We start from the raw sequence: 24,886 nt of genomic DNA, 5'->3' as shown, positions 1-24,886 counted from the left end.
GGCTCCCACCACCACCCAGCCGACCTGGTCGCGGCCCGCCGAGCGGATCATGGCCGCGATCAACCGCGACCCCCTGACCGCCCCGCACGCCCTCCGCAACGACGCGCTGCTCGCCGTTCTCGCCGCCGCGCTCGCCACCGTCCTGGCGCTGCTCGTCGACGACGGGCGCAGGCCCGACACGCTGGGCTGGACGCTGCTGATCGCCTGCAACGTGCCGATCGCGTGGCGACGCCGACGGCCGCTGCTCGTGCTGCTCGCGGTCGTGGCCTGTGTCGCCCCGTACCACGCCCTCGACAACAGTCACTCCGCGCCGACCCCGGCGACGTACATCGCCCTCTACACCGTCGCCGTGACCGGCCGCCCGCTGCGCACCGTCGTGGTCGGCGTCGGTGTCATCAGCCTCTCGGTCAGCGTGATGCTCACCGTCAGCATGCACGAGGCGCTGGAGGTGCTCCGGATATCGGGCTGGGTCGTCGCCGTGCTGTTCCTCGGCGTCGACGTGCGCTTCTACCGCCAGTACGTCGCCTCCATCGTGGAACGCGCCGAACGCGCCGAACGCACCCGCGAGGAGGAGGCCCGGCGGCGGGTCGCCGAGGAGCGGCTGCGGATCGCCCGTGATCTGCATGATCTGCTCGCCCACAGCATCACCCTCATCGGCGTGCAGACCTCCGTCGCCGCCCATGTGCTGTCCGCCGACCCGGAGCGGCTGGACCGGGAGACGGTGGCCAAGGCCCTCGACGACATCGCCGAGACCTGCCGCAGCGCCCGCGGTGAACTCCGTACGACCCTGGAGGTGCTGCGCGAGCACGGCCCCCCGGACGCCCGCGGCCCGCTGCCCGGCCTCGACGGGCTGCCCGACCTGACCGAGGCCGCGCGCCTCGCCGGAGCCCGGGTCGAGCAGACCGTACGGATCCGGCGGGCACCGCCCGCCGTCGGCGCCGCCGCCTACCGCATCGTGCAGGAGGCCCTGACGAACGCGGTACGGCACGCCGGGCCCGAACCCGCCGTGCGGGTGGAACTGGAGGAGCGGCAGGGCGTCCTGCACCTGTCGGTCCGCGACGACGGCACCGGACCGGCCCCGGGCGGCACCCCGGGCTTCGGGCTCGTCGGGATGCGTGAGCGGGCCCGCAGCGTCGGTGGCACACTCGACGCCGGACCGCGCACCGGGGGCGGATTCGAGGTGACCGCGGCTCTGCCGCTGACCACGACGGGGGAGAGGACCGGATGACCGTACGGGTGCTGCTCGCGGACGACCAGACGCTGGTGCGGGAGGCGTTCGCGATGCTCGTGGACTCGGCCCGGGACATGGAGGTCGTCGGCCAGGCCGCCACCGGCCGGCAGGCCGTCGAACTGGCCCGCAGCGCACGCGCCGACCTCGTGGTGATGGACATCCGCATGCCCGACCTGGACGGCATCGAGGCGACCCGGCTCATCGCGGCCGACGAGGATCTCGCGGGCGTACGGGTGCTCGTCCTCACCACGTACGACACCGACGAGAACATCGTCGACGCCCTGCGCGCCGGTGCCTCCGGGTTCCTGGTGAAGGACACCAGGCCGGCCGAACTCCTCGACGCCATCCGCACGGTCGCGGCCGGCGAGGCCCTGCTGTCGCCCGGGCCCACGGCGCGACTGATCCAGCGGTTCCTGCGCAGCCCCTCCGCACCTAAGACGGGCGGGCCCGAGTGCCTGTCCGGCCGGGAGCGGGAGGTGCTCGCGCTGGTCGCGCGCGGCCTCAACAACACGGAGATCGCCGACGCGTTGGGCCTGAGCCCGCTCACCGCCAAGACCCACGTCAGCCGCATCATGGGCAAGCTGGCAGCACGGGACCGGGCGCAGCTGGTCATCGTCGCCTACGAGTCCGGGATAGTGACGCCGGGGAGCGTCTGACGGCCCGACGACGGGACTGACACGACCTAGTGCCCCGGCAGGCAACGTTCGCCCCGTCGCGACGCCCGGCACGCCCTCTCGCCGCACCGGCCGAAAGCCCAAGTACATCCAGTACGAGGACTTCCGGCCGGCACGCCGAGAGCACGCACCGGACGCCGCTCCTTGACGGGCAAACGTTGCCTGCCGGGGCACTAGAGCAGCCCGGCCGCCGCCAGATACTTCCCCACCCGCTCCACCTCGTCCGGCGACAGCGGGATCTGCGGCTCCGCCGTCGCCGGGCAGTCGATCACGCCGCGCAGATACAGGGCGGCCTTGAAGGCGCCGATCGCCGAGGAGTTCGGGCCCATCCGGGCCGGGTCGCCGACGGTCACCATGCCGAACAGCGCGCACAGGCGCTCCTGTTCGGCACGGGCCTCGTCCCGATCCCCGGCGCGGCACAGGCGGTCCAGGCGGACGTAGCCGTGCGGGTCGACGTTGCCGAGGCCCGGCACCGTGCCGTCCGCGCCGATCGCGAGGGCCGCGTCGACGATCAGCTCGGAGCCGGTCAGCACGCTGAAGCCGGTGATGCCCTGGCGGTCCCGGATGCCGGTCACGACCTGGCGGAAGGCGGCCAGGTCGCCGCTGGAGTCCTTGAGCCCGGCCAGGACACCGTCGGCGGCCAGCTCCAGGACCACGTCGGCCGGCAGCTTGGTGTGGACGGCGACGGGAAGGTCGTAGGCGATGACGGGGACCGGGCTCGCGGCGGCGACCGCACGGTAGTGGCGGGCGATCTCCGCCGGGTGGGTGCGGGTGTAGAACGGGGCGGTGACGACGACCGCGTCCGCTCCCGCCGCCGTCACCGACGCGACATGGTCCAGGACCCGGGGCGTCGTCATGTCGATCGCCCCGGCCAGCACCGGGAGCTGTCCGCCCACATGGCCCGCGACCGACTCGACGACCAGCTCGCGCTGCCGGTCCGGCAGATACGCGGCCTCCGAGGTCGAGCCGAGCACGAACAGTCCGTGCACCCCGCCGGCCACCAGATGGTCGACGAGCCTGAGCAGCGAGGGGACGTCCACCTCGCCGTCCGGTGTCAGGGGCGTGCAGACGGGCGGGATGACACCGGTCAGCGGGGCGAAGGTCATGGAGCCTCCATCGGGTCGCTCTGGCGGACGAGGTCGCGGGTCGACTCGTCCTCCTGGACAGGATGGTGGCAGCGGAAGCGGTGTGCGGGCGCCGACGCGGCGGAGAAGTCCGGCATCTCCCGCGCACACGTCGCGTCCGCCTTCCAGCAACGGGTGCGGAACGGGCAGCCGCTCGGCGGGCGGGTCGCCGACGGCACCGGGCCGACCAGCGGGATCGGGTCGATCGGGTCGAGCAGGCCGGGCGTGGCGGAGAACAGGGCACGGGTGTACGGGTGCCGGGCCCGGTCGGTGACCAGGGCGGCCGGGGACTCCTCCACGATCCGGCCCAGGTACATGGTGATCACACGGTCGCTCATCCGCCGCACCGTCTGGATGTCGTGCGAGACGAACACCAGGGCCAGGCCGAGGCGTTCCTTCAGATCCAGCAGCAGATTGAGGATCTGGGCCCGGACCGACACGTCCAGGGCGCTGGTCGGCTCGTCCGCCACGACCAGGTCCGGGTCCAGCGCCAGCGCCCGGGCGATGGCGACCCGCTGGCGCTGTCCGCCCGACAGCTGGGCGGGCACGGCGTCGGCGAGGGCCCGGGGGAGACCTGTGAGGGACATCAACTCGCGGACTCTGTCCTCACGTTGGGTCCTCGTGCCCCGGTCGTGCACGTCCAGCGGGTCCCGCAGGATCTGACGGATGGTCAGGCGGCGGTTCAGGGCCGTCGACGGGTCCTGGAAGATCATGCCGGTGCTGCTGCCGACGGCCCGGCGGCGTTCGGCGGCCGGCATCGCCCACAGATCCCTGCCCCGGAACGACACCGTCCCCCGCGTCGGCGGCTGCACCCCGACCAGCACCTTCGCCAGCGTCGACTTGCCGCAGCCGGACTCGCCGACCACGCCGACGGTCTCGCCGGGCGCGATCGCCAGGTCGGCACCCGTCAGGGCGTACACGCGGTCCCGGGTGAAGAGGCCGCCGCTGCGGGCCTTGTGGACGACGTGGGCGTCGGAGAGCTCCACGAGAGCGGGCTGTGCGTTCATGACACCGCCTCGGTCTCGGTGGTCGCGAGCTCCATCGCCGGGTGATGGCAGGCCGCCGTGTGCGCCGGCGTACCGGTCAGCACCGGGGCCGTCGTGCGGCAGACCCCGCTCGCGCGCGGGCACCGGTCGGCGAAGCGGCACCCCGCAGGGAAGTCGGCCGGGGACGGCACGACGCCCCTGATCTGCGTCATCCGCTCCTGCGCCGACTCCAGCGACAGCACACTGCCGAGCAGCCCGCGCGTGTAGTGGTGGGCCGGGGCCTCCACGAGGTCGGCGGTCACCCCTGTCTCCACGATCTGCCCGCCGTACATCACCACCACCCGGTCGGTGACGTCAGCGACCAGCGCCAGGTCGTGCGAGACGAGGATCAGCGCGAAGCCGAGCTCCTCGCGCAGCCGCAGCAGCAGTTCCATGACCTGCGCCTGCACGGTCACGTCGAGGGCGGTCGTCGGTTCGTCGGCGACGATCAGCTTCGGGTCGCGGGACAGGGCCATGGCGATCAGGACGCGCTGCCGCTGCCCGCCGGACAGCTCGTGCGGGTAGCTGCGCAGGGTGCGTTCGGCGTCGAGTCCGACCATCGTCAGCAGCTCGGCGGGACTGCGGTGCCCGCCGCGCCGCACGACCTGCCTCAGCTGGGCGCGGATCGTCATCGCCGGGTTCAGCGACGACAGCGCGTCCTGGTAGATCATCGCCATCTCGTGGCCGAGCAGCCTGCGGCGTACGCGCATCGGCTCGGCGAGCAGGTCCCGCTGGTGGAAACGGACCTGGCCGCCGATCCGCGCCCCCTTCGGCTGCAGGCCCATGATCGCCAGTGCGGTGAGCGACTTGCCGCAGCCCGACTCGCCGACCAGCCCCAGCACCTCACCGGGATGGACCTCGAAGCTGATGCCGTCCACGATGTCCACGCCGCCGTGCCGCTGGTCGAAGCCGATGGCGAGGTTCTCCACCGCGAGCACCGGCTGCCCGTCCCGGGGCAGATGACGGGCCCGGGCCCGCAACCGCCGCGCCGCCTCCGCCAGACCGGGCAGCTGCACGACCTCCCCGCTGCCGGGCTCCGGTGTCTGGAGCCGGTCGTCGTCGGGTGCGTCCACCTTCCGCGCCGACGGGGCCGCCCACGCGTCGGACACCCCCTCGGACAGGATGTTCAGCGCCAGCACCGTCACCAGCATCAGCAGCCCGGGGAACACCGTCGCCCACCAGCCGCCGGTCAGCACCATGTTCTTGCCGTCCGCGATGACACTGCCCCAGGACGGGTCGGGCGGCCGTACGCCCGCCCCGATGAACGACAGCGACGCCTCGAAGACGACCGCCTCGGCGACCTGGACCGTGCAGAACACCAGCACCGGAGCGGCGCAGTTGATCGCCACGTGCCGCAGCACGATGTGCGGCGTCCGCGCGCCGATCACCCGTTCCGCCGTCACATAGTCCTCGCCGTACTGGTCGAGGACGTTCGCCCGGACCACCCGCGCCACCGGCGGGGTGAACAGGAACGCGATCGCGCAGATCAGCACCGTGATGCCACCGCCGAACACCGCCACCAGCACGGCGGCGAGCGCGATGCCCGGGAACGCCATCACGACGTCCAGGCAGCGCATCAGCGTCTCGTCGACCGCCTTGCGGGAGGTGGCCGCGATCGCCCCGAGCAGCGCGCCGGCCACCAGGGCGAGTCCGGTCGCGCCGAGCCCGATCGCGAGCGACCAGCGCGCCCCGTACATCAGCCGGCTGAGGATGTCCCGGCCGAGGCTGTCCTGGCCCATCCAGTGCCCGGCGGACGGATGCCCGGTGCCGTCGACGGGCGGCTGCTGGTCGAGCGGGTCGTGCGGGGCGAGGAGCGGCGCGAGCAGCGCCATCAGGACGACGACCGCCAGGAAGCAGACGGCGATCTTCGACGGCAGCGGCAGCCTGCGCCAGCCGCGCAGCCGGACGCCGGGCCGGGACAGCGCCTCGGTGAGGCCCTTCCGGGTCGTCATGCGGGTCATCATGAGGTCGCATCCCTCAGTCGCGGGTTGACCAGCAGGTACAGGACGTCGATGACGAGGTTCACGACGACGAACCCGGCCGCCGTGGTCAGGACGACGCCCTGGACGACGGCCGGGTCGCCGTTCTTCACGGCGTCGATCATCAGCTTGCCCATGCCGGGCAGCGAGAAGATCGTCTCGATGACGACCGCCCCGCCCAGCAGATAGCCGACGCGCAGCCCGAGCACGGTGAGCGGGTTGATGAGCGCGTTGCGCAGGACGTTCCGCCCGACCACCACCCGCGGCGGCAGCCCGCTCCCGATGGCCGTCCGCACGTAGTCCTTGTCCAGTTCCTCCACCACGGCCGTCCGCACGATCCGGGTCAGTTGCGCCGCCACCGGCAACGACAGCGCGAAGGCCGGCAGCGTCATGGTCTTCAGCCAGCCGGTGAGGGAGTCCGCCGGGTTGATGTAGCCGCCCGTCGGGAACCAGCCCAGGTCGACCGCCAGGTACTGGATCATCAGCAGCGCCAGCCAGAAGCCGGGCGCCGCGACACCGGTCAGCGACACGACCCGGATGATCTGGTCGGGCAGCCGGTCCCGGTAGATCGCCGCGGTCACGCCGCCGGCGAGGGACAGCACGACCGCGATGCCCAGGCCGAGGAAGGTCAGCTGGAGGGTGAGCGGCAGGGCGGTGGTGACCTGGTCGATCACCGGCGCCCGGGTCAGCGCGCTGGTGCCCATGTCGCCGTGCAGCAGGTCGGCGACGAAGTCGGCGTAGCGCACCGGCAGCGGATCCAGCAGGCCGTGTTCCTCGCGGAAGTCGTGCAGTTGCCGCGGTGTCGGGTTGGCGCCCTGGAAGAACGCGGACGCCGGGTCGACGTCCGAGAACCGCATCACCAGGAACACGAACAGCACGATGCCGAGCGTCAGCGGCACGAGCAGGGCGACGCGGCGGAGCAGGATCCGCAGGACGGCCGTCATGGCGCTAGGCCCACTTGGCCTGGAGGAGGTTGATGCCCGGATACGGCTGTGCCCTTATCCCGCTGAGCCGCGCCGGGTTCCAGGCCGTCATGAGCTCGTTGTGGACGACCGGGTAGAGCACGGCCTGCTCGGCGACGACGTCGATGTAGTCCTGGACGATCGCCTTCTTCTTCGCCGGGTCGGGCTCCCGGGTGGCCCGGTCCATGTCCTTGAAGAGCTGCCTGGCGACCGGGTCGGCGGCCCAGCGGGTGTACTGCATCCAGAGGTTCTCGGGGCCGTAGTTGTAATGCATGATCAGGTCGGCGTCGAGGCCGAACTGGTTGGGGTTCGAGGCGGCGGCCACGACCTGGTAGTCCTGCTTCTGGTCCATCTTCGTGAAGACGGCCGTGGTCTCCTGCGGGGACAGGGTCGTCTCCACACCGATCGCGTCCCAGGACGCCTTGATGGTCGGCAGGCAGTCGACGATCCAGCTGACGTTCACGGCGAGGATCTCGATGCTCAGCCCCTTGACGCCGGCCTCCTTCAGCAGCGCCTTCGCCTTGTCGGGGTCGTGGTCGTAGACGGTCTTCGCCCGGCGATAGGACGGGTTGGCCTCGTCGAGGAAGGAACTGGAGGGCTTGCCGTGGCCCTTGAGCGCGACCTCCACCATCTTCTCGGTGTCGATGGCGTAGTGCAGGGCCTGGCGCACGCGCACGTCGTCGAACGGCTTGTGCTTGGTGTTGAACATCAGGAACAGGTTGTTCATCCCGGCCCCGCCGGCGACCGTCATGCCGCCGCTCTCCAACTGCCCGATGTTGGCGTACGGGATGTTGTCCGCGATCTGCGCGCCGGCGCTCGACCCCGAGATCTTGGCGACGCGGGGTGCCGCGTCCACGATCGTCAGCCAGTTCATCTTCCGGAAGGCGGGCTTGCGGGGGCCGTTGTAGCCGTCGAACGCCTCGAAGGTGGTGTTCGACTTCGGGTGGTGCGCGGTCTGCCGGTACGGTCCCGAGCCGATCGCCTTGCCCTTGATGGCGTCGTCCCAGCCCCCCGGCCGGGAGAACACGTGCCGCGGCATGATCTTGGCGAGCGTCAGCCGCGAAAGACCGTCCGGGAACGGGAACTTGAGCACCAGCTCGACGTTCTGCGCGTCGATCTTCCGGACCTCCTTCAGCCAGCTCGCGAAGAAGCCCTTGGCGAGGGTCTGGGTGTCCGGGTCGAGGATCCGCTGGAAGACGAACACCACGTCGTCGGCGGTGACGGGCTTGCCGTCATGGAACGTGGCGCCCGGCCGCAGCGCGAACCTCCAGGACGTGCTGTCCGGATCCTTCGGCACCTCGGTCGCCAGCGCCGCGTACGGCTCCCGGGAGATCGGGTCCGTGTCCAGCAGCCCCTCGTAGATGTGGTTGTTGGCGGCCATGCAGAACGCGGACGCCGTCTGCGTGGGATCCCAGCTGCCGTCGTTGCCGTAGCCGATCACCGCGGTGAGGGTCCGGCCCGGGCCACCGCCGGTGCCGGTGTCGTTGGTGGACTGAGGCCCGGACGAACAGGCCGACAGCGACGCGGAGACGGCGGCGGCCGCGCCCAGCGCGCCGGTGTACTTCAGGAACGACCGGCGGTGCAGCGCCGGCACGTCGGGGGTCACGTCGCGCACGGGTCCTCCAGCGAGGTCTGGGGGGAAGGGACTGGCAGAGGAGATACGACGTCCTACGTCCTGCGGTCAGCGCGACCATAGGAGGGGCCGTGGGGCCGGTCAAGGGATCGCACACGAATGGCGTATTCGCCAGAGGTCGGACCAATGGCACGGTGAAATGGCCTGAGTTGACGACGTATCAGGGCAGGCCCGGTACCGGGTACCGCCAGAGGTGGGACGTGGGACGTCCGGGGCGCGTACGATGCGGCGCATGTCCGAGGAGCCCAGGACCAGCCGGATACAGCGCCAGGTCGTCCAGCTCATCCTCGACCGCAGACTCACCGCCGGCGCGCCGCTGCCCACCGAGGCCGAACTGATGGAGGCCCTCGGCGTCAGCCGCAACTCCGTCCGCGAGGCCCTGAAGGCCCTCCAGGCCCTCGACATCGTCGAGGTCAGACACGGCTACGGCACGTATGTCGGCCGAGCCTCCCTCACCCCGCTCGTCGACGGCCTGACCTTCCGCACCCTGGCCCGCCACGACGACGACACCGGCGCCCTCGCCGAGATCCTCCAGGTCCGCGAGGTGCTGGAGGAGGGACTGATCCGCCGGGTCGCCACGACGGCCACCGAAGCGGAACTGGACAAGCTGGAGGGCGTGGTGATGCGCATGGAGGAGGCCGCGCGCGGCACGGGCCGCTCCTTCCCCGAACTCGACCGCGAGTTCCACGAAGTCCTGTACGCGTCCCTGGGCAACGACCTCGTGCCCCAGCTCCTCGCCGCGTTCTGGACGGTCTTCCGCCGCGTCTCCGGCGCCCGCGGACGGCCCGACGACCCGTCCCCCGAGATCACGGTCCGCCGCCACCGCGACATCGTCACGGCGTTGCGGGCCCGAGACGTGGAGGGGGCGCAGCGGGCGATGGCGGTGCATTTCCGGGGCATCGGGGCAGGGGCGGGGCAGGAGCCCCGGGGAGTGGGCTGAATCGGTGCCCTGCCGAGCGGACGCGGAGCATGATGAGGGCGTGAGCGAGCTGTGGAGCGAGAGCGACGCCGGCGTCCTGCGCCTGCCGTCCGGCCGGCTGATCCGGGGCCGGGGCCTGCGCCATCCCCTGGACCCGGGCAGGCCCCAGCCCTCCTACGCCGTCCACCTCCTCGGCAGGCGACCGCCCGAGGTCCCCTGGGACTCCGCCTGGATCCGCTGGCCCGACTTCCGCCTCCCGGCGGATCCGCCGGCCGCCCGCGACCTGCTGACCGGGGCGTGGGAACGGGCCGCCGGGGAGCGGGTGGAGATCGCCTGCGGAGGCGGCCGCGGCCGCACGGGCACGGCCCTGGCCTGCCTGGCGGTGCTGGACGGGGTGCCGGGGGAGGAGGCGGTGGCGTACGTCCGGCGGCATTACGACCGGCGGGCGGTGGAGACGCCGTGGCAGCGGCGGTACGTGCGCCGGTTCGGCGAGGGGCGAGCCTGATGAGCGTCTCCTTCGGCGCGGCACCTCATACCTTGGTCGCGCCGCCGTAGACCGTCGGCCGACAGCGGCCCCGGCGCCCGCTCGGCACAGTGGGCGGCATGGAAGAGACCAAGGGGACCAAGCAGGCGAAGGGGATCAGCCGGGCGCAGTTCCTGGCCGGGGCCGCGGCGGTGGGTGCCGCCGGGGTGGTGGGATCGGCCGGGCAGGCCCGGGCCACGGAAGCCCGGCACGGCCGGGGACTGCGGCGGCGGGGCGTCGTCTACACGGTCGGGGCGGGGGAGACACCGGGGACCGCGTGGAGTGCCCGGCGGATGCGCCACGACATCCGGGCCATCCGGGACGACCTGCACGCCGACACCGTCGACGTCACGGGCGACGGCGTCGAACGCCTCACCAGGACCGCCGCCGAGGCCGCCGAGCGCGGACTGCACGTCTGGCTGCAGCCGACCCTCGGGGACGCACCGCAGCGCGACATCCTGGAGCACATCGCCGAGACCGGCCGGTTCGCGGAGCGCCTGCGGAGGCAGGGCGCGAGTGTCGACTTCAGCGTCGGCTGCGAGTTCTGGCTGTTCGTCCCCGGCATCCTGCCGGGCGAGACGGTGCTGGAGCGCATCGAGAACCTCCAGAACGGCACGGTCGACTGGCCGCGCATGCGGCGGCGTCTCGCCGAGTTCACCGTGAAGGCCGCGAAGGTCGGCCGGTCCGTCTTCAAGGGCAACCTCAGCTACGCCGCCGCCCAGAGCATCGACGACCCGGACTGGAGCCTCTTCGACATCGTCGGCATCGACTACTACGCGCACTTCGAGAAGCGGTCCGACCACGTCCGGGAGCTGAAGCAGTACCTGAAGTGGGGCAAGCCGCTCGCCATCACCGAGTTCGGCACGTGCGCGTACGTCGGTGCGCCCGAGACCGGCGGCATGGGCTGGGACATCGTCGACTACGACAAGGACCCGCCGGAGATCAAGGGGAGCCCGGTCCGCAGCGAGCGCGTCCAGGCCGACTACGTGGGCGAGTTGCTGGACGTCTTCGAGTCGATGGGCCTGTACGCGGCGATGGCCTTCGAGTTCATCAGCGCGGACGCCCCGCACCGCCCGGACGCGCCCCGGTTCGACCTCGACATGGCGTCGTACGCCCTCACCAAGGTGATCAAGGACCGCCCGGACGACCCCGCCTCCGGCTGGCACTGGGAGCCGAAGGAGGCGTTCCGCGCGGTGGCCCGCCGATACGGGGCGGCGGGCCACCGCACCGCTCAGTCGCAGTAGAGGTCGGAGGCGGGCCGGGTGCCGGTGGCCAGGAAACGGGAGACGGTCCGGTCGCCGCAGGCGTTGCCGTTGTCCAGATAGGCGTCGTGGCCGGTGGAGTTCACGGTGACCATGACCGCCCGGTCGCCGAGGGCCCGGCGCAGCTTCCGGGCCCCCGCGAGCGGGGTGGCGACATCCCGCTCGTTCTGCACGAGCAGGATGTTGGAGGGCCCGCGGTCCGTGATCCGCACGGCCGGCTCCTTCGGCTCGTACGGCCAGGCGGCACACACCATCGGCCCGCGCGGCATGCCCGCGGTCAGCGGGTACGCGGCCCGGCTCTCGTCCACGTCCTGCTGGTACGCGGTGGCCGAGTCGGGCCAGTCGACGTCGTTGCAGATGGTGCCGACGCCGACCGCGGCGACGTTCTGCAGGACCGACTCGGGCGGCGCCTCGGGCACGGGCGGCACGGTGCCCTCGCGGGCGGCCCGGAGGGCCTTGGCCAGGGTCGGGTAGTCGTCGGGGTCGTAGAGGCTGGACAGCATGGTCTGGCGGAGCGCGTTGCCGTCGAACCGCGGGGGTTCGGCGCCGGGCCAGGGGAGGGGCTCGCGGTCCAGCCCGGCGGCGAGCCGCAGGAATCCGGACCGTACCTCGGCGGGCGTACGGGCGACCCGGTACGGATTGCCGGGCCGGGAGGCCCACCGGGCGAACTCGGGGAAGTTGTCCTCGACGCCGACCTCGAAGGCGGCGAGCCAGTTGCGGGTCACACGGGTGTGGTCGGGGTTGTTGCTGTCCAGCACGATGCGGTCGGTGCGGTGCGGGAACAACTGGCTGTAGACGGCGCCGACGTAGGTGCCGTACGAGACGCCCCACGCGGAGACCTTCTCCTCGCCGAGGGCGGCCCGGACACGGTCCAGGTCACGGGCCTCGTTGGCGGTGCTGATGTGCCGGATCAACTCCCCGCCGTTGCGGGCACAGGCCTCGGCCGTACGCCGTGCGGTGGCCATGTTCTCGCCGACGGAACCGTCCGGGGCGGGCCAGGGCAGACGCTTCGTCATGCTGATGTCGGCGGGGTCGAGTGCGCAGTCGACGGCGGTGGAGGGCGCCATCCCGCGCGGTGCGAACCCGACGAGATCGTAGGCGTCCCGCACCCGCTGCGGCAGCTTCTGCCCCTTGCCGGAGGGATCGTTGAGACTGTCCCCGCCGGGGCCGCCCGGAATGAGTAACAGCGCACCTCGCCGCGCGGACGGCTTCTCGCTGGGAATCCGGGAGACGGCGATCTGGATCTCCGGGCTGTCCGGGTCGGAGTAGTCCATGGGGACGTCGAGGGTGGCGCACTGCTGTCTGGGGTCGAGGCCGGGGCTGGTGCACTTCGTCCAGTGGAGGCGCTCGGGTGCGGCGGCGGACGCCCCGCCGGGCCCGGCGAGCCCGAACACCGCACCGACGGCGGCGACCAGTGCCGCGTACTTCGTGGTCTGCTTCATACCGAGCAGCCTGTCCGACCTCGACGAACGGCCACATCCGGGTAACTGCCCTAAACGGCAGGGGGATTACCCGAGGATCCCGCCTGAGGAAGAGCATCGGCCCCCGGCCGTCGCACCATGAAGATGTCGATCTCGTCCTGGGTCTCCACCGTGAAGCCGTGGCGTTCGTAGAGGTGGCGGGCCGGGCTGTCCTGGAGGACGTTCAGGCGGACTAGGTCGCCGGAGGTGTCCGTCCTGCTCAGCAGGGTTCGCAGGACCGCCGAGCCCAGGCCCCGGCCCTGGAGTGCCGGGGCGAGGTAGAAGTGCTCCAGCCAGTGGCCGTTCCCGGACGGGCGCAGTGTGACGCTGCCCGCGAAGGTGGAGGCCGTCATGATGATCGACGTGTGCTGCGGGGAGAAGCCGTCCCGCAGGCGCTGCCTGACCCGGTGTTCGTCGTAGCGCCCCAGCCGCTCCAGGTCCGGGCGCATCACCACGGCCCGGAGTTCCGCTATCGCCTCGACATCCGCCGGCCGCGCGGGGCGCATGCCCCATTCCGGTTCCAAGTGCCTCGCTGATGCTCCCACGGCTGGATTGTTTCAAGGGGGGCGTGGCGCCCTTACGGCCGCGGTCGTCCAATACACCGGCGGCATCCCGTATATCGCCGATCTGCTTCCCGTACCACCGCTCGAAAATTCCCCCGGTTTGCGGCATCCGGCGCCGAACCCCTTTGTGCCGCACCGCAGTTGTAGGGCACAGACCCCTCTGGAGTGTAGTCGCGGAGCGTCACGATGAAGGCGCGAAGAGTGAAACCGCGAAAGGAAGGGGAGCACGGTGGAGGCACGACACTCGGCGCTCTGTGCCGAAGAAGCGGAGGACGCGGTGAAAGAATTGCGGGCAGAACTCGCCAAGGCCGGAATTACCCTGCCCTCACTGAGACTTGACCCGGTGAGTCTTGCGTGGGAAGCGCCCTGCCCGCTCGTCGAACCGGTCCGGTGTTCGGTGCGGACCGCCCGGCGGCTCACGGCGGTGTCGCGATGAAGCCTCCGGTCGGCGCGTATGTCGTGGACACCCGCAGCGGTCGCATCGGCATCGTGATGGGGCATGAGGGGCCCTACGTGCAGTTGAGGCCGTACGGGGGCGGCAGGGAGTGGGACGCCGACCCCGGAGCCGTCCGGCACGCCACCCCGGCCGAGCGGCTGCGCGCGGCGACCGCGTACGCGAACGCCCGCAGCAGGGGTGAGGTCCCTTGACGTGACGACCCTGCCAGAATGGTTCCATGAGTCTGTTCCGCGACGACGGCATCGTGCTGCGCACCCAGAAACTGGGTGAGGCGGACCGGATCATCACGCTGCTCACGCGCGGTCACGGACGGGTACGCGCTGTGGCCCGGGGCGTGCGCCGGACGAAGTCGAAGTTCGGTGCGCGTCTCGAGCCGTTCTCGCACGTCGACGTGCAGTTCTTCGCCAAGGGGAGCGAGCTGGTCGGGCGGGGGCTGCCGCTGTGCACTCAGAGCGAGACCATCGCGCCGTACGGCAGCGGGATCGTCAGCGACTACGCCCGGTACACGGCCGGGACCGTCATGCTGGAGACCGCCGAGCGGTTCACCGACCATGAAGGGGAGCCGGCCGTGCAGCAGTACCTGCTGCTGGTCGGCGGGCTGCGGACCCTCGCCCGGGGGGAGCACGCGCCGCATCTCGTGCTCGACGCGTTCCTGCTCCGCTCCCTCGCCGTCAACGGGTACGCCCCGAGCTTCACCGACTGCGCGAAGTGCGGGATGCCCGGGCCCAACCGGTTCTTCTCGGTCGCGTCGGGCGGTTCCGTCTGCGTGGACTGCCGCGTGCCCGGCAGCGTCGTACCCTCGCCCCAGGCCCTGGAACTCCTCGGCGCCCTGCTTACGGGAGACTGGGAGACCGCGGACGCGTGCGAGGCGCGCCACGTCCGGGAGGGCAGCGGGCTGGTGTCCGCGTATCTGCACTGGCACATGGAGCGCGGGCTGCGCTCCCTGCGCTACGTCGAGAAGTAGCGCGGCCGCGGAGCAGCAGAGAAGCAAGCAAGCGAGCACGAGGAGACGAGAAACACATGGCCGTACGCGGGATCCTGGGGCGTCAGCGCCGGGACTACAGGACGCCGGAGCCGCACCCGTCCGGCGCGCGGCCCCCGAAGCTCCCCGCGGAGCTCGTACCGCGGCATGTGGCGATCGTCATGGACGGCAACGGCCGCTGGGCCAAGGACCGCGGGCTGCCGCGTACCGAGGGGCACAAGGTCGGTGCCGAGCGCGTCCTGGACGTGCTTCAGGGGGCCATCGAGATGGGCGTGGGCGCCATCTCCCTGTACGCCTTCTCCACCGAGAACTGGAAGCGGTCGCCGGACGAGGTGCGCTTCCTGATGAACTTCAACCGGGACTTCATCCGCAAGACCCGGGACCAGCTGGACGAGCTGGGCATCCGGGTGCGCTGGGTGGGCCGTATGCCCAAGCTGTGGCGCTCGGTCGCCAAGGAACTCCAGGTCGCCCAGGAGCAGACCAAGGGGAACGACAAGCTCACGCTGTACTTCTGCATGAACTACGGCGGGCGGGCCGAGATCGCGGACGCGGCGCAGGCCCTGGCCGAGGACGTGAAGAGCGGCAGGCTCGACCCGTCCAAGGTCAATGAGAAGACCTTCGCGAAGTACCTGTATTACCCGGACATGCCGGACGTGGACCTGTTCCTGCGTCCCAGCGGCGAGCAGCGCACCTCCAACTACCTGATCTGGCAGAGCGCCTACGCCGAGATGGTCTTCCAGGACGTGCTGTGGCCGGACTTCGACCGGCGTGACCTGTGGCGGGCCTGCCTGGAGTTCGCCTCCCGGGACCGGCGCTTCGGCGGGGCCATCCCGAACGAGGAACTTCAGGCCATGGAGGGCAAGCAGCCGTAACACGCCACGCCCGGCCGCCCCTCCGGTGGCAGCCGGGCCGCGGCGGATCACACGAGGGGCAGACTGAGTGCCCGGGGCGCGTAGGAGGCTTCCGACCTCAGGGGCGCGGGGAACTGCGCGAACAACCCCCACGCACCCGCACCCGGCAACGCGTACTCACCTCTACGGCGAGGAACGGCTCACCCGCCGGAGGCAGCCGCGCAGTCCGCACAGGTCCCGAAAATCTCCACCGTATGAGCCACGTTCACATATCCGTGCTCCGCGGCGATGGACTCGGCCCACTTCTCCACGGCCGGGCCCTCGACCTCGACGGCCTTGCCGCAGCCGCGGCACACGAGGTGGTGGTGATGGTCGTCGGTGGAGCAGCGGCGGTAGACGGACTCGCCGTCGGCGGTGCGCAGGACGTCGACCTCACCGGCGTCGGCGAGGGACTGCAGCGTGCGGTAGACCGTGGTGAGCCCGACCGAGTCGCCCTTGTGCTTGAGCATGTCGTGCAGTTCCTGCGCGCTGCGGAACTCGTCGACCTCCTGCAGGGCCGCCGACACGGCGGCCCGCTGCCTGGTGGCGCGGCCCTTCACGGACGGTCCAGCGGTCGTCACCGTTGCCTCCTCACGTCTGCCTTGCCCGGGACATTGTGCCAGTCCGGGGTGGGGGCGTTCAGACGCCGACTTCGTCGGCCGCCTCCCGGCTGCCCGGGATCGCGCACTCGGCGGGGTCGGCCGTGGTGTTCGCGGCCGTCGCCGCGCGGGCGCGGCGGCGTGCCAGCGGGGCCGCTAGCGCCGTGAGCACGATGAACGCGCCGATGGTCAGCAGCACGATCGTCGCGCCGGGCGGCACGTCCTGGTAGTACGAGGTGACCGTACCGCCGATCGTCACGCTCACGCCGATGGCGACGGCGATCACGAAGGTGGCCGCGAAGCTGCGGCCGATCTGCTGGGCGGCCGCCACGGGCACCACCATCAGCGCGCTGACCAGCAGCAGCCCGACCACGCGCATCGCCACCGTCACCGTGACGGCCGCGGTGATCGCCGTCAGCAGGTTCAGCGCGCGCACCGGCAGGCCCGTCACCCGGGCGAACTCCTCGTCCTGGCTGACCGCGAACAGCTGCCGCCGCAGGCCGAGGGTGACCAGGACGACGAAGGCGGCCAGGACGCAGATCGCCGTGACGTCCGACTCGGACACCGTCGACAGGGAGCCGAACAGGTACGACGTCAGGTTGGCGTTGGAGCCCGTCGGCGCGAGGTTGATGAACATCACACCGCCGGCCATGCCGCCGTAGAACAGCATCGCGAGGGCGATGTCGCCGCGGGTCTTGCCGTACCAGCGGATCAGCTCCATGAGGACCGCGCCGAGGACGGAGACGAGAGTCGCCATCCACACCGGGGACCAGGTCAGCAGGAAGCCGAGGCCGACGCCGGTCATCGCGACGTGGCCGATGCCGTCTCCCATCAGGGCCTGGCGCCGCTGGACCAGGTAGATCCCCACCGCGGGGGCCGTGATGCCGACCAGGACGGCGGCGAGCAGGGCCCGCTGCATGAAGGCGTAGTCGAGGATCTCCATCAGCTCAGCAGTCCCGTGCGGATCGGTTCGTGGCCCGCGGGTGCGTGCGGGTGTACGTGGTCGTGGCCGGGCAGGGCGTGCTGCCCGACCGCCTTGGGGGGCGGTCCGTCGTGCACGACGCAGCCGTCGCGCAGGACGACCGCCCGGTCGATGAGGGGCTCCAGGGGGCCCAGTTCGTGCAGCACGAGCAGCACGGTCGTGCCCTGGGAGACCTGCTCGCGCAGCGTGTGCGCGAGGACCTCCTGGCTGGCCAGGTCGACACCGGCCATCGGCTCGTCCATGATCAGCAGTTCCGGCTCGGAGGCGAGGGCGCGGGCGATCAGGACGCGCTGGTGCTGGCCGCCGGAGAGGGCGTCGACCGAGTCCTTGGCCCGGTCCGCCATGCCGACGAGCTCCAGGGCGCGTCCCACGGCCGCGCGGTCGGCCTTGCGCAGTACGCCGAAGCGGGCCCGGGACAGGCGGCCGGAGGAGACCACCTCGGTCACGGTGGCGGGCACGCCGCCGGCGGCCGTGGTGCGCTGCGGGACGTAGCCCACGCGGTGCCAGTCGCGGAACCGCCTGCGGTCCGTGCCGAACAGCTCGATCTCGCCGGCGCCGGTCTGCACCTGGCCGATGATGCTGCGCACGGCCGTGGACTTGCCGGAGCCGTTCGCGCCGAGCAGCGCGACGACCTCACCGTGGTGCACGGTGAGGTCGATGCCGCGCAGGACGGGGCGCGAGCCCAGGTCCGCGCGGACACCGCGCAGGGATACGACGGGCTCGTTCATGCCGTCCTCCGATGGGTCGATCACTTCGCTCCCAGGGCCGCCTGAAGGGCCTTGAGGTTGGCTTCCATGACCTGGAAGTAGTCGTCGCCGCGGGACTTGTCGGTGATGCCCTCGAGCGGGTCGAGGACGTCCGTCTTGAGCTTCGCGTCCTTGGCGAGGGTCTTCGCGGTCTTGTCGGAGACCAGTGTCTCGTAGAAGACGGTGGTGACGCCGTCGGCCTTGGCCTCCTGCTGGAGCTCCCGGACGCGGGCGCCGCTGGGCTCGCTCTCGGGGTCGAGGCCGGAGATGGCCTCCTGGGTGAGGCCGTAACGCTCGGCGAGGTAGCCGAAGGCGGCGTGGTTGGTGAAGAAGACCTTGGTCTTGGTGTCCTTCAGGCCGTTCTCGAACTCGCCGTTGAGGCCGTTCAGCTTCTCGACCAGGGCCGCGGTGTTCTTCTTGTAATCGGCCGCGTGGTCCGGGTCGGCCTTCTCGAAGGCCTTGCCCACGCCCTCGGCGACCTCGGCGTACTTCACCGGGTCCAGCCAGATGTGCGGGTCGCGGGCGTGCTCCTCCTCCTCGGCGTGGCCTTCCTCGGCGGTGCCCTCCTCGCCCTCGTGGGCGTGGCCGCCGGTGCCGTGGTCCTCGAGGTGGGTCAGCGTGGTCGCGTCGATCTTGGTCTTGATGCCGGTCTGCCCGACGGCCTCGTCGACGGCCGGCTGGAGGCCCTTGAGGTAGAGCGCCGCGTCGGCCTCCTCCAGCTGCGCGCGCTGCTTGGTGCTGATCTCCAGGTCGTGCGGCTCCTGGCCGGGCTCGGTCAGGCTGGTGACGTTCGCGTGGTCGCCGCCGATCTGCTCGGCGAGGAATGCCATCGGGTAGAACGACGCGACGACGTCGAACTTGTCCGTGTTGCCCGAGGCCGCGCTGTCGCTGGAGCAGGCGGTCAGGGCGCCGAGGCCGAGAGCGGAGGCCAGGGCGGCGGGTATGAGGCGTCGTCGTACGTTCATGACACTCATTTTCAACAAATATGGAAACCGTTGTCAACAAACGGTCCGAGGAGCGGGACGGGAGGGGGCCGGCGGCCGCCGAGGGGGGAGCGATTTGATTGAGGGGGCGTCCCCGCCGGTAACCTGAAGCATTCGCTGGAAGCATCTCGCTTCGTCGCCCGTCGTCGTAATGAAGAGAGCACCGTGGCCGCCGACAAGATCGACACCATCGTCAGCCTGAGCAAGCGCCGGGGCTTCGTATTCCCCTGTAGTGAGATCTACGGCGGCCAGCGCGCCGCTTGGGACTACGGCCCCCTGGGTGTCGAGCTCAAGGAGAACCTCAAGCGCCAGTGGTGGCGCTACATGGTGACCTCGCGCGAGGACGTCGTGGGTATCGACTCGTCCGTGATTCTGGCCCCCGAGGTCTGGGTCGCCTCCGGTCACGTCGCCACCTTCACGGACCCGCTGACCGAGTGCACCTCCTGCCACAAGCGGTTCCGCGCGGACCACCTGGAGGAGGCCTACGAGGCCAAGCACAAGCGCCTGCCGGAGAACGGCCTGGCCGACGTCAACTGCCCCAACTGCGGCAACAAGGGCCAGTTCACCGAGCCCAAGCAGTTCTCGGGCCTGCTGTCCACCCACCTCGGCCCGACGCAGGACTCCGGCTCCATCGCCTACCTGCGGCCCGAGACCGCGCAGGGCATCTTCACCAACTTCTCCCAGGTGCAGACCACCTCGCGCCGCAAGCCGCCGTTCGGTATCGCCCAGATGGGCAAGTCCTTCCGCAACGAGATCACGCCCGGCAACTTCATCTTCCGCACCCGCGAGTTCGAGCAGATGGAGATGGAGTTCTTCGTCAAGCCGGGCGAGGACGAGAAGTGGCAGGAGTACTGGATGGAGCAGCGCTGGAACTGGTACACCGGTCTCGGCCTGCGCGAGGAGAACATGCGGTGGTACGAGCACCCGAAGGAGAAGCTCTCCCACTACTCCAAGCGCACCGCCGACATCGAGTACCGCTTCCAGTTCGGCGGCAGTGAGTGGGGCGAGCTCGAGGGTGTGGCCAACCGCACCGACTACGACCTCGGCGCCCACTCCAAGGCCTCCGGCCAGGACCTCACCTACTTCGACCAGGAAGCCGGCGAGCGCTGGACTCCGTACGTCATCGAGCCCGCGGCGGGTGTCGGCCGCGCGATGCTGGCGTTCCTCCTGGACGCCTACATCGAGGACGAGGCCCCCAACGCCAAGGGCAAGATGGAGAAGCGCACCGTGCTGCGCCTCGACCAGCGCCTCGCCCCGGTGAAGGTCGCGGTGCTGCCGCTGTCCCGCAACCCGGAGCTGTCCCCGAAGGCCAAGGGCCTCGCCCAGGCGCTCCGCCAGAACTGGAACATCGAGTTCGACGACGCCGGCGCCATCGGCCGCCGCTACCGCCGTCAGGACGAGATCGGCACGCCGTTCTGCGTGACCGTCGACTTCGACACGCTCGAGGACAACGCGGTCACCGTCCGCGAGCGCGACACGATGAAGCAGGAGCGCGTCTCCCTCGACCAGATCGAGGGCTACCTGGCGGCCCGCCTGATCGGCTGCTGATCGCCTTTCGCTGCGCCGCGGTGCCGGGTTCCTCCTCGGAGGGGCCCGGCACCGCGGCGTTTTCACAGGTCCTCTTGAGGTGGTTGCCCCTGCGCGAGTCGTGCACCCGGTGCTTCTTGAGGAGCTCGGCGATGCGCTCCTTGGTCTGGTCGTCTGAGGTCTCTGGGGCGTGGGGGATTGGTCCCGTAGCGCCGGGGCCGATTGGTCCTGTTTCCAGGGCGGGTGCCGCGCCAGGGTGACGGCATGAGCATCGCGTTCCTGCTGACCACCCTTGTCGTCGTCGCCACGCCGGGCACCGGCGTCGTCTACACCCTGGCCGCCGCGCTCTCCCGGGGGCGCCGTGCGAGTGTCGTCGCGGCCGTCGGCTGCACCCTCGGGATCGTGCCGCATCTGCTGGCCACCGTCACCGGCGTCGCCGCGCTGCTGCACGCGAGCGCGACCGCGTTCCAGGTGCTGAAGTACGCGGGCGTCGCCTACCTGCTGTACATGGCGTGGGCGACGGTGCGGGACAAGGAGGCGCTCGTGGTGGAGGAGCGGGCGGCGGCGCCGGTGTCCGCGCGGCGGGTGATCGTGCGGGGTGTGCTGATCAACATCCTCAATCCGAAGCTGACGATCTTCTTCTTCGCGTTCCTGCCGCAGTTCGTGAGCCCCGGTGAGCCGCACGCGGTGGTGCGCATGGTGGGGCTCGGCGGGGTGTTCATGCTGGCGACCTTCGCGGTGTTCGCCGCGTACGGGGTACTGGCCGCGTCGGTGCGCAGCCATGTGATCGGGCGGCCCCGGGTGATGGCGTGGCTGCGGCGGGGCTTCGCGGGGTCGTTCGTGGCACTGGGCGCGAAGCTGGCGGTCACCGCGCGGTAGCCAGGGGCGTGCCGCAGTTCTCGAGGCGGATGACAAGTATGGACTGACAGATATTGAAATCTGTCAGTCGTCATGGCACAGTGGACGGCATGACGATGCGAACCCGAACCCTCGGAACCACCGGCCCCCAGGTCTCCGCCCTCGGTCTCGGCTGCATGGGCATGTCCGCGCTGTACGGCGAGGCGGACCGGGCCGAATCCATAGCGACCCTCCACGCGGCGCTCGAAGCGGGCGTCACCCTGCTCGACACCGGCGACTTCTACGGCATGGGCCACAACGAGATGCTGATCGGCGAGGCCCTGCGCGCCGCTCCCGCCGCCCGGCGTGAACAGGCCCTGGTCAGCGTGAAGTTCGGCGCCCTGCGCGGCCCGGACGGCAGCTGGCTGGGCTACGACGGCCGGCCCGCCGCCGTGAAGAACTTCGCCGCCCACTCCCTCCAGCGGCTCGGCGTCGACCACATCGACGTCTACCGCATCGCCCGCCTCGACCCGGACGTGCCCATCGAGGAGACGGTCGGCGCCATCGCGGAACTGGTCGAGGCGGGATACGTACGGCACATCGGCCTCAGCGAGGTCGGCGCCGACACGATCCGCCGGGCCGCCGCCACCGCGCCGATCTCCGACCTCCAGATCGAGTACTCCCTCATCTCCCGCGGCATCGAGGACGAGATCCTGCCCACCACCCGCGAGCTGGGCATCGGCATCACGGCGTACGGAGTGCTCTCCCGGGGCCTGATCTCCGGCCACTTCACCGCGGACCGGCAGCTCGGCGCGGGCGACTTCCGGGCGATGTCGCCGCGCTTCCAGGGCGACAACCTCCGGCACAACCTGAACCTCGTCGAGGCGCTGCGGAAGATCGCCGAGCAGAAGGGCGTCAGCGTCGCGCAGATCGCCATCGCCTGGGTGCTCTCCCGCGGTGAGGACATCGTGCCCCTGGTCGGCGCCCGCCGCCGCGACCGGCTCACGGAGGCGCTGGGCGCGCTGGACGTGACGCTGGACGCGGCCGACGTGGCCGCGATCGAGGAGGCCGTACCGCCCGGCGCCGCTGCGGGCGACCGTTACCCGGCGGCCCAGATGGCACACCTCGAGAGCTGAACCGGGCTCCGGGTACGGTCAGGGCATGGCACCGACCAGCGAGATCCTGACCGCCGAGCGCATCCTGGAGGCGACCGAGGAGGTGCTGCGCCGCCACGGCCCGGCCAAGGCCACCGTGGTGGACGTGGCGCGTGCGCTCGGCGTCAGCCACGGCAGCGTCTACCGCCACTTCCGGACGAAGGCGGCGCTGCGCGAGGCGGTCACCAAGCGCTGGCTGGACCGCACGTCCGGGCAGCTGTCCGGGATCGCCGCCGCGGACAGCGCCCCGGAGACCCGGCTGCGGGACTGGCTCACCGCGCTGTTCGCGGCCAAGCGCCGCAAAGCGGGCGACGATCCGGAGCTGTTCGCCACGTACACGGTCCTCACCGACGAGGCCGGTACGGCGGTCGGCGAGCACCTCGCCGACCTGATCGCCCAGCTGACCCGGATCATCGAGGCCGGCGTCACCAGCGGCGACTTCGCCGCCACCGACCCGCGGGCCACGGCCCGAGCGGTGTTCCAGGCGACGGGCCGCTTCCACGATCCCAGCTACGCCCGGGAGTGGGAAGAGCCGGGCGCCGAGGCCGACTTCACCGCGGTCGTCGACCTGCTGGTGCGAGGCCTGCGGCCCTAGAAGGATCACCGCTAGCAGGTGCGCCCCGGCAAGCAGAGGCACAGGATGGGAAGAGAGGGGTGGGTCACCGCGCGGGGGCGCTGAGAAGGGGATGGCGATCGTGGATCTCATACTGCGCCCGGGCACCGCGGACGACGCCGCGGAGTGCGGAAGGATCTGCTACGAGGCCTTCGCCGGCATCGCCGGGGAGCATGCGTTCCCACCCGACTTCCCGAGCCCCGACGTGGGTGTCGCGGTGATCGAGGGAGCCCTCACGCACCCCGGTTTCTACAGCGTCGTCGCCGAACTCGACGGGCGGATCGTGGGCAGCAACTTCCTCGACGAACGCTCACCCGTCGTCGGGGTCGGGCCCGTCACCGTCGACCCCGGCGTGCAGAACGCGGGCGTGGGCCGCCGCCTGATGAGGGACGTGATGGAGCGGTCCGACGAGCGCGGGGCGCCGGGCATCCGGCTGCTGCAGACCGGCTACCACAACAGGTCGTTCTCGCTGTACGTCAGCCTGGGCTTCGTCCACCGGGCCACGCTCGCCTGCGTCCAGGGCCCGCCGATCGGGCGTGCGCTGCCCGGCTGCACGGTGCGGGAGGCCACGGACGCGGACCTCGGTGCCTGCAACGACCTGTGCCGGCAGGTCCACGGCGTCGACCGGGGCGGAGAGGTCGCCGACGGGCTCAAACAGGGCACCGCCCGGGTTGTCGAGTGCGCGGGACGCGTCACCGGGTACGCCACCGACCTGGCCTTCTTCGCGCACGCCGTCGGTGAGACCACCCGGGACCTCCAAGCCTTGATCGCGGCGGCCCCGCAGTTCGCCGGGCCGGGCATCCTCGTCCCCGTGAGCGACAGTGTGCTGCTGAGATGGTGCCTGTCCAACGGCCTCAAGGTCGTGCAGCTGATGAGCCTGATGACCATCGGCCTGTACAACCAGCCCGACGGGGCGTACCTGCCCTCGATCCTCTACTGAGGCTCGTCCTTCCAGGCCCTCCGGCCGTTCACGCCGCCGTCGGGTCCACCGTCGCCTGATGGGCCTCCGCCAGGTGTTCCTCGGCCTTCAGCCAGGGCAGGAACTGGGCCTTTCTGCGCCAGCCGCAGGTGTCGCATCTGATCGTGCGCTGCACGCCCGTCCGGTGCACGCGCACCACATGCTCCCGGCCGTGCTGGTCCCAGCGGCTGACCTTGCTCGTGTCGATCGGTGTCATGGCGCCCTCCCGCGTCGAGAAATCCGGCGTTCCGGTCTGCTCGCAGCAAGGAGTGTGCAGCAAGACCAACATCAACGGGGTTTCCAACAACCTGCCGATATATACCGGGAGATGAGCGACAGAGCCCTGCTAGGGTGCGCCGATGTCATCGATCAGGCAGGTCCAGGTCACGTTCGACTGCGCGGAGCCCGAGCGGGTGGCCCGCTTCTGGTGCGAGGTTCTGGGGTACGTCGTACCGCCCCCGCCGGAGGGGTTCGCGACGTGGGGTGACTTCGATCGCACTCTGCCGCCCGAGCGCCAGGGCGCGGGGTTCGTCTGCGGTGATCCCTCGGGCGTGGGACCGCGGCTGTATTTCCAGCGCGTCCCCGAAGGCAAGGTCGTCAAGAACCGGGTGCACCTCGACGTGCGCGTGGGCACCGGGCTCGTGGGCGAGGAACGCCTCGCCACGCTCGAAGCCGAGTGCGCACGACTGGTCGCGCTCGGCGCCACACGCGTGCGCGTGCTGCTCGCCGACGAGTACGACGAGTCGTGCATCGTGATGCAGGACATCGAGGGCAACGAGTTCTGTCTCGACTGAGCGGCTGCG

At 71.0% G+C, this 24,886-nt stretch carries 27 protein-coding genes; 15 read left to right on the top strand and 12 right to left on the bottom strand.

Features of this window, described 5'->3' with window-relative positions:
- Positions 1-49 precede the first annotated feature (49 nt).
- The gene (locus tag AB0G20_RS02030) at positions 50-1,228 is read left to right on the top strand and encodes a sensor histidine kinase (RefSeq protein WP_361295775.1); all 1,179 of its coding nucleotides are present in this window, start codon (positions 50-52) and stop codon (positions 1,226-1,228) included.
- Complete coding sequence (locus tag AB0G20_RS02025; RefSeq protein ID WP_361294359.1) at positions 1,225-1,887, top strand: response regulator transcription factor; 663 nt, start codon at positions 1,225-1,227, stop codon at positions 1,885-1,887. The genes AB0G20_RS02030 and AB0G20_RS02025 overlap by 4 nt, the downstream gene beginning before the upstream one ends.
- A gap of 191 nt (positions 1,888-2,078) precedes the next feature.
- Here AB0G20_RS02025 and AB0G20_RS02020 read toward each other — a convergent pair whose 3' ends face one another.
- Genes AB0G20_RS02020 through AB0G20_RS02000 form a run of 5 tightly spaced genes read right to left on the bottom strand, consistent with a single transcriptional unit; the run spans position 2,079 to position 8,610 of the window.
- Positions 2,079-3,011 carry a dihydrodipicolinate synthase family protein gene (locus tag AB0G20_RS02020; protein WP_361294356.1) on the bottom strand — a complete coding sequence of 311 codons (933 nt, stop codon included), beginning with the start codon at positions 3,009-3,011 and terminating at the stop codon, positions 2,079-2,081.
- Positions 3,008-4,036, bottom strand: coding sequence for an ABC transporter ATP-binding protein (locus tag AB0G20_RS02015; RefSeq protein WP_361294353.1), 1,029 nt, complete (start codon positions 4,034-4,036; stop codon positions 3,008-3,010). Before AB0G20_RS02015 ends, AB0G20_RS02020 begins: the two co-directional genes overlap by 4 nt.
- Complete coding sequence (locus AB0G20_RS02010; protein WP_361294350.1) at positions 4,033-6,006, bottom strand: dipeptide/oligopeptide/nickel ABC transporter permease/ATP-binding protein; 1,974 nt, start codon at positions 6,004-6,006, stop codon at positions 4,033-4,035. Before AB0G20_RS02010 ends, AB0G20_RS02015 begins: the two co-directional genes overlap by 4 nt.
- An 8-nt stretch (positions 6,007-6,014) precedes the next feature.
- Positions 6,015-6,977 (bottom strand): ABC transporter permease, encoded by a 963-nt coding sequence (locus AB0G20_RS02005; protein ID WP_361294347.1) that lies wholly within the window; start codon positions 6,975-6,977, stop codon positions 6,015-6,017.
- Positions 6,978-6,981: 4 nt separating this feature from the next.
- Positions 6,982-8,610 carry an ABC transporter substrate-binding protein gene (locus tag AB0G20_RS02000; protein WP_361294344.1) on the bottom strand — a complete coding sequence of 543 codons (1,629 nt, stop codon included), beginning with the start codon at positions 8,608-8,610 and terminating at the stop codon, positions 6,982-6,984.
- 241 nt (positions 8,611-8,851) lie between these two features.
- On the opposite strand from AB0G20_RS02000, the gene AB0G20_RS01995 reads away from it, so the two are divergent.
- The 3 genes from AB0G20_RS01995 (at position 8,852) to AB0G20_RS01985 (ending at position 11,314) form a co-directional block, all read left to right on the top strand.
- Positions 8,852-9,568, top strand: a complete 717-nt coding sequence (locus tag AB0G20_RS01995) for a FadR/GntR family transcriptional regulator (RefSeq protein ID WP_361294341.1) — start codon at positions 8,852-8,854, stop codon at positions 9,566-9,568.
- Positions 9,569-9,608: 40 nt separating this feature from the next.
- Positions 9,609-10,052, top strand: a complete 444-nt coding sequence (locus tag AB0G20_RS01990; protein ID WP_361294338.1) for a protein phosphatase — start codon at positions 9,609-9,611, stop codon at positions 10,050-10,052.
- A 98-nt stretch (positions 10,053-10,150) separates the two neighbouring features.
- Positions 10,151-11,314, top strand: coding sequence for an abortive phage infection protein (locus tag AB0G20_RS01985; RefSeq protein ID WP_361294335.1), 1,164 nt, complete (start codon positions 10,151-10,153; stop codon positions 11,312-11,314).
- Here the strand turns inward: AB0G20_RS01985 and AB0G20_RS01980 are convergent.
- Together AB0G20_RS01980 and AB0G20_RS01975 are read right to left on the bottom strand one after the other, a co-directional pair.
- Positions 11,302-12,774 carry an alpha/beta hydrolase gene (locus AB0G20_RS01980; RefSeq protein WP_361294332.1) on the bottom strand — a complete coding sequence of 491 codons (1,473 nt, stop codon included), beginning with the start codon at positions 12,772-12,774 and terminating at the stop codon, positions 11,302-11,304. The two genes, AB0G20_RS01985 and AB0G20_RS01980, sit on opposite strands and share 13 nt — an antisense overlap.
- 50 nt (positions 12,775-12,824) lie before the next feature.
- Positions 12,825-13,298, bottom strand: a complete 474-nt coding sequence (locus AB0G20_RS01975) for a GNAT family N-acetyltransferase (protein ID WP_361294329.1) — start codon at positions 13,296-13,298, stop codon at positions 12,825-12,827.
- A 286-nt stretch (positions 13,299-13,584) separates the two neighbouring features.
- On the opposite strand from AB0G20_RS01975, the gene AB0G20_RS01970 reads away from it, so the two are divergent.
- The 4 genes from AB0G20_RS01970 to AB0G20_RS01955 are packed head-to-tail and all read left to right on the top strand — an operon-like array spanning position 13,585 to position 15,666.
- Positions 13,585-13,791, top strand: a complete 207-nt coding sequence (locus AB0G20_RS01970) for a hypothetical protein (protein ID WP_361294326.1) — start codon at positions 13,585-13,587, stop codon at positions 13,789-13,791.
- Entirely contained in the window at positions 13,788-14,003 is a 216-nt protein-coding gene (locus AB0G20_RS01965; RefSeq protein ID WP_030836519.1) for a hypothetical protein, read from the top strand. Before AB0G20_RS01970 ends, AB0G20_RS01965 begins: the two co-directional genes overlap by 4 nt.
- A gap of 26 nt (positions 14,004-14,029) precedes the next feature.
- Positions 14,030-14,776 (top strand): DNA repair protein RecO, encoded by a 747-nt coding sequence (recO, locus tag AB0G20_RS01960; protein ID WP_361294323.1) that lies wholly within the window; start codon positions 14,030-14,032, stop codon positions 14,774-14,776.
- Between the two features lie 56 nt (positions 14,777-14,832).
- Positions 14,833-15,666 (top strand): isoprenyl transferase, encoded by an 834-nt coding sequence (locus AB0G20_RS01955; protein ID WP_361294321.1) that lies wholly within the window; start codon positions 14,833-14,835, stop codon positions 15,664-15,666.
- A gap of 179 nt (positions 15,667-15,845) precedes the next feature.
- Here AB0G20_RS01955 and AB0G20_RS01950 read toward each other — a convergent pair whose 3' ends face one another.
- The 4 genes from AB0G20_RS01950 to AB0G20_RS01935 are packed head-to-tail and all read right to left on the bottom strand — an operon-like array spanning position 15,846 to position 18,976.
- The gene (locus AB0G20_RS01950; protein WP_361294319.1) at positions 15,846-16,265 is read right to left on the bottom strand and encodes a Fur family transcriptional regulator; all 420 of its coding nucleotides are present in this window, start codon (positions 16,263-16,265) and stop codon (positions 15,846-15,848) included.
- 58 nt (positions 16,266-16,323) lie between these two features.
- Complete coding sequence (locus AB0G20_RS01945; RefSeq protein ID WP_361294316.1) at positions 16,324-17,226, bottom strand: metal ABC transporter permease; 903 nt, start codon at positions 17,224-17,226, stop codon at positions 16,324-16,326.
- Positions 17,226-17,993, bottom strand: a complete 768-nt coding sequence (locus tag AB0G20_RS01940; RefSeq protein WP_361294313.1) for a metal ABC transporter ATP-binding protein — start codon at positions 17,991-17,993, stop codon at positions 17,226-17,228. The genes AB0G20_RS01945 and AB0G20_RS01940 overlap by 1 nt, the downstream gene beginning before the upstream one ends.
- Before the next feature lie 20 nt (positions 17,994-18,013).
- Positions 18,014-18,976 (bottom strand): metal ABC transporter substrate-binding protein, encoded by a 963-nt coding sequence (locus AB0G20_RS01935; RefSeq protein ID WP_361294310.1) that lies wholly within the window; start codon positions 18,974-18,976, stop codon positions 18,014-18,016.
- A 183-nt stretch (positions 18,977-19,159) separates the two neighbouring features.
- Between AB0G20_RS01935 and AB0G20_RS01930 the strand changes: the two genes are divergently transcribed.
- From AB0G20_RS01930 to AB0G20_RS01910, 5 genes are all read left to right on the top strand, one after another.
- Positions 19,160-20,542: a glycine--tRNA ligase gene (locus tag AB0G20_RS01930; protein ID WP_361294307.1), complete on the top strand. Its 1,383-nt coding sequence runs from the start codon at positions 19,160-19,162 to the stop codon at positions 20,540-20,542.
- A 243-nt stretch (positions 20,543-20,785) separates the two neighbouring features.
- Positions 20,786-21,400, top strand: coding sequence for a LysE family translocator (locus AB0G20_RS01925; RefSeq protein WP_361294304.1), 615 nt, complete (start codon positions 20,786-20,788; stop codon positions 21,398-21,400).
- Between the two features lie 89 nt (positions 21,401-21,489).
- A complete protein-coding gene (locus tag AB0G20_RS01920; RefSeq protein ID WP_361294301.1) occupies positions 21,490-22,494 on the top strand; it encodes an aldo/keto reductase in 1,005 nt (334 codons plus the stop codon).
- 25 nt (positions 22,495-22,519) lie between these two features.
- The gene (locus AB0G20_RS01915) at positions 22,520-23,107 is read left to right on the top strand and encodes a TetR family transcriptional regulator (RefSeq protein WP_361294298.1); all 588 of its coding nucleotides are present in this window, start codon (positions 22,520-22,522) and stop codon (positions 23,105-23,107) included.
- Between the two features lie 91 nt (positions 23,108-23,198).
- Positions 23,199-24,065: a GNAT family N-acetyltransferase gene (locus AB0G20_RS01910; RefSeq protein ID WP_361294295.1), complete on the top strand. Its 867-nt coding sequence runs from the start codon at positions 23,199-23,201 to the stop codon at positions 24,063-24,065.
- 28 nt (positions 24,066-24,093) lie between these two features.
- Here AB0G20_RS01910 and AB0G20_RS01905 read toward each other — a convergent pair whose 3' ends face one another.
- The gene (locus tag AB0G20_RS01905) at positions 24,094-24,300 is read right to left on the bottom strand and encodes a hypothetical protein (RefSeq protein WP_361294292.1); all 207 of its coding nucleotides are present in this window, start codon (positions 24,298-24,300) and stop codon (positions 24,094-24,096) included.
- Positions 24,301-24,442: 142 nt separating this feature from the next.
- Here AB0G20_RS01905 and AB0G20_RS01900 point away from each other — a divergent pair, with 142 nt between their 5' ends.
- Positions 24,443-24,877 (top strand): VOC family protein, encoded by a 435-nt coding sequence (locus tag AB0G20_RS01900; protein WP_361294289.1) that lies wholly within the window; start codon positions 24,443-24,445, stop codon positions 24,875-24,877.
- The last annotated feature ends 9 nt before the right edge of the window (positions 24,878-24,886 follow it).

Source organism: Streptomyces sp. NPDC024017 (assembly GCF_040638895.1).
Lineage (GTDB): Bacteria > Actinomycetota > Actinomycetes > Streptomycetales > Streptomycetaceae > Streptomyces.
The sequence above is the reverse complement of the archived record's forward strand: the minus strand, read 5'-3'. Positions and strand labels throughout refer to the sequence as shown.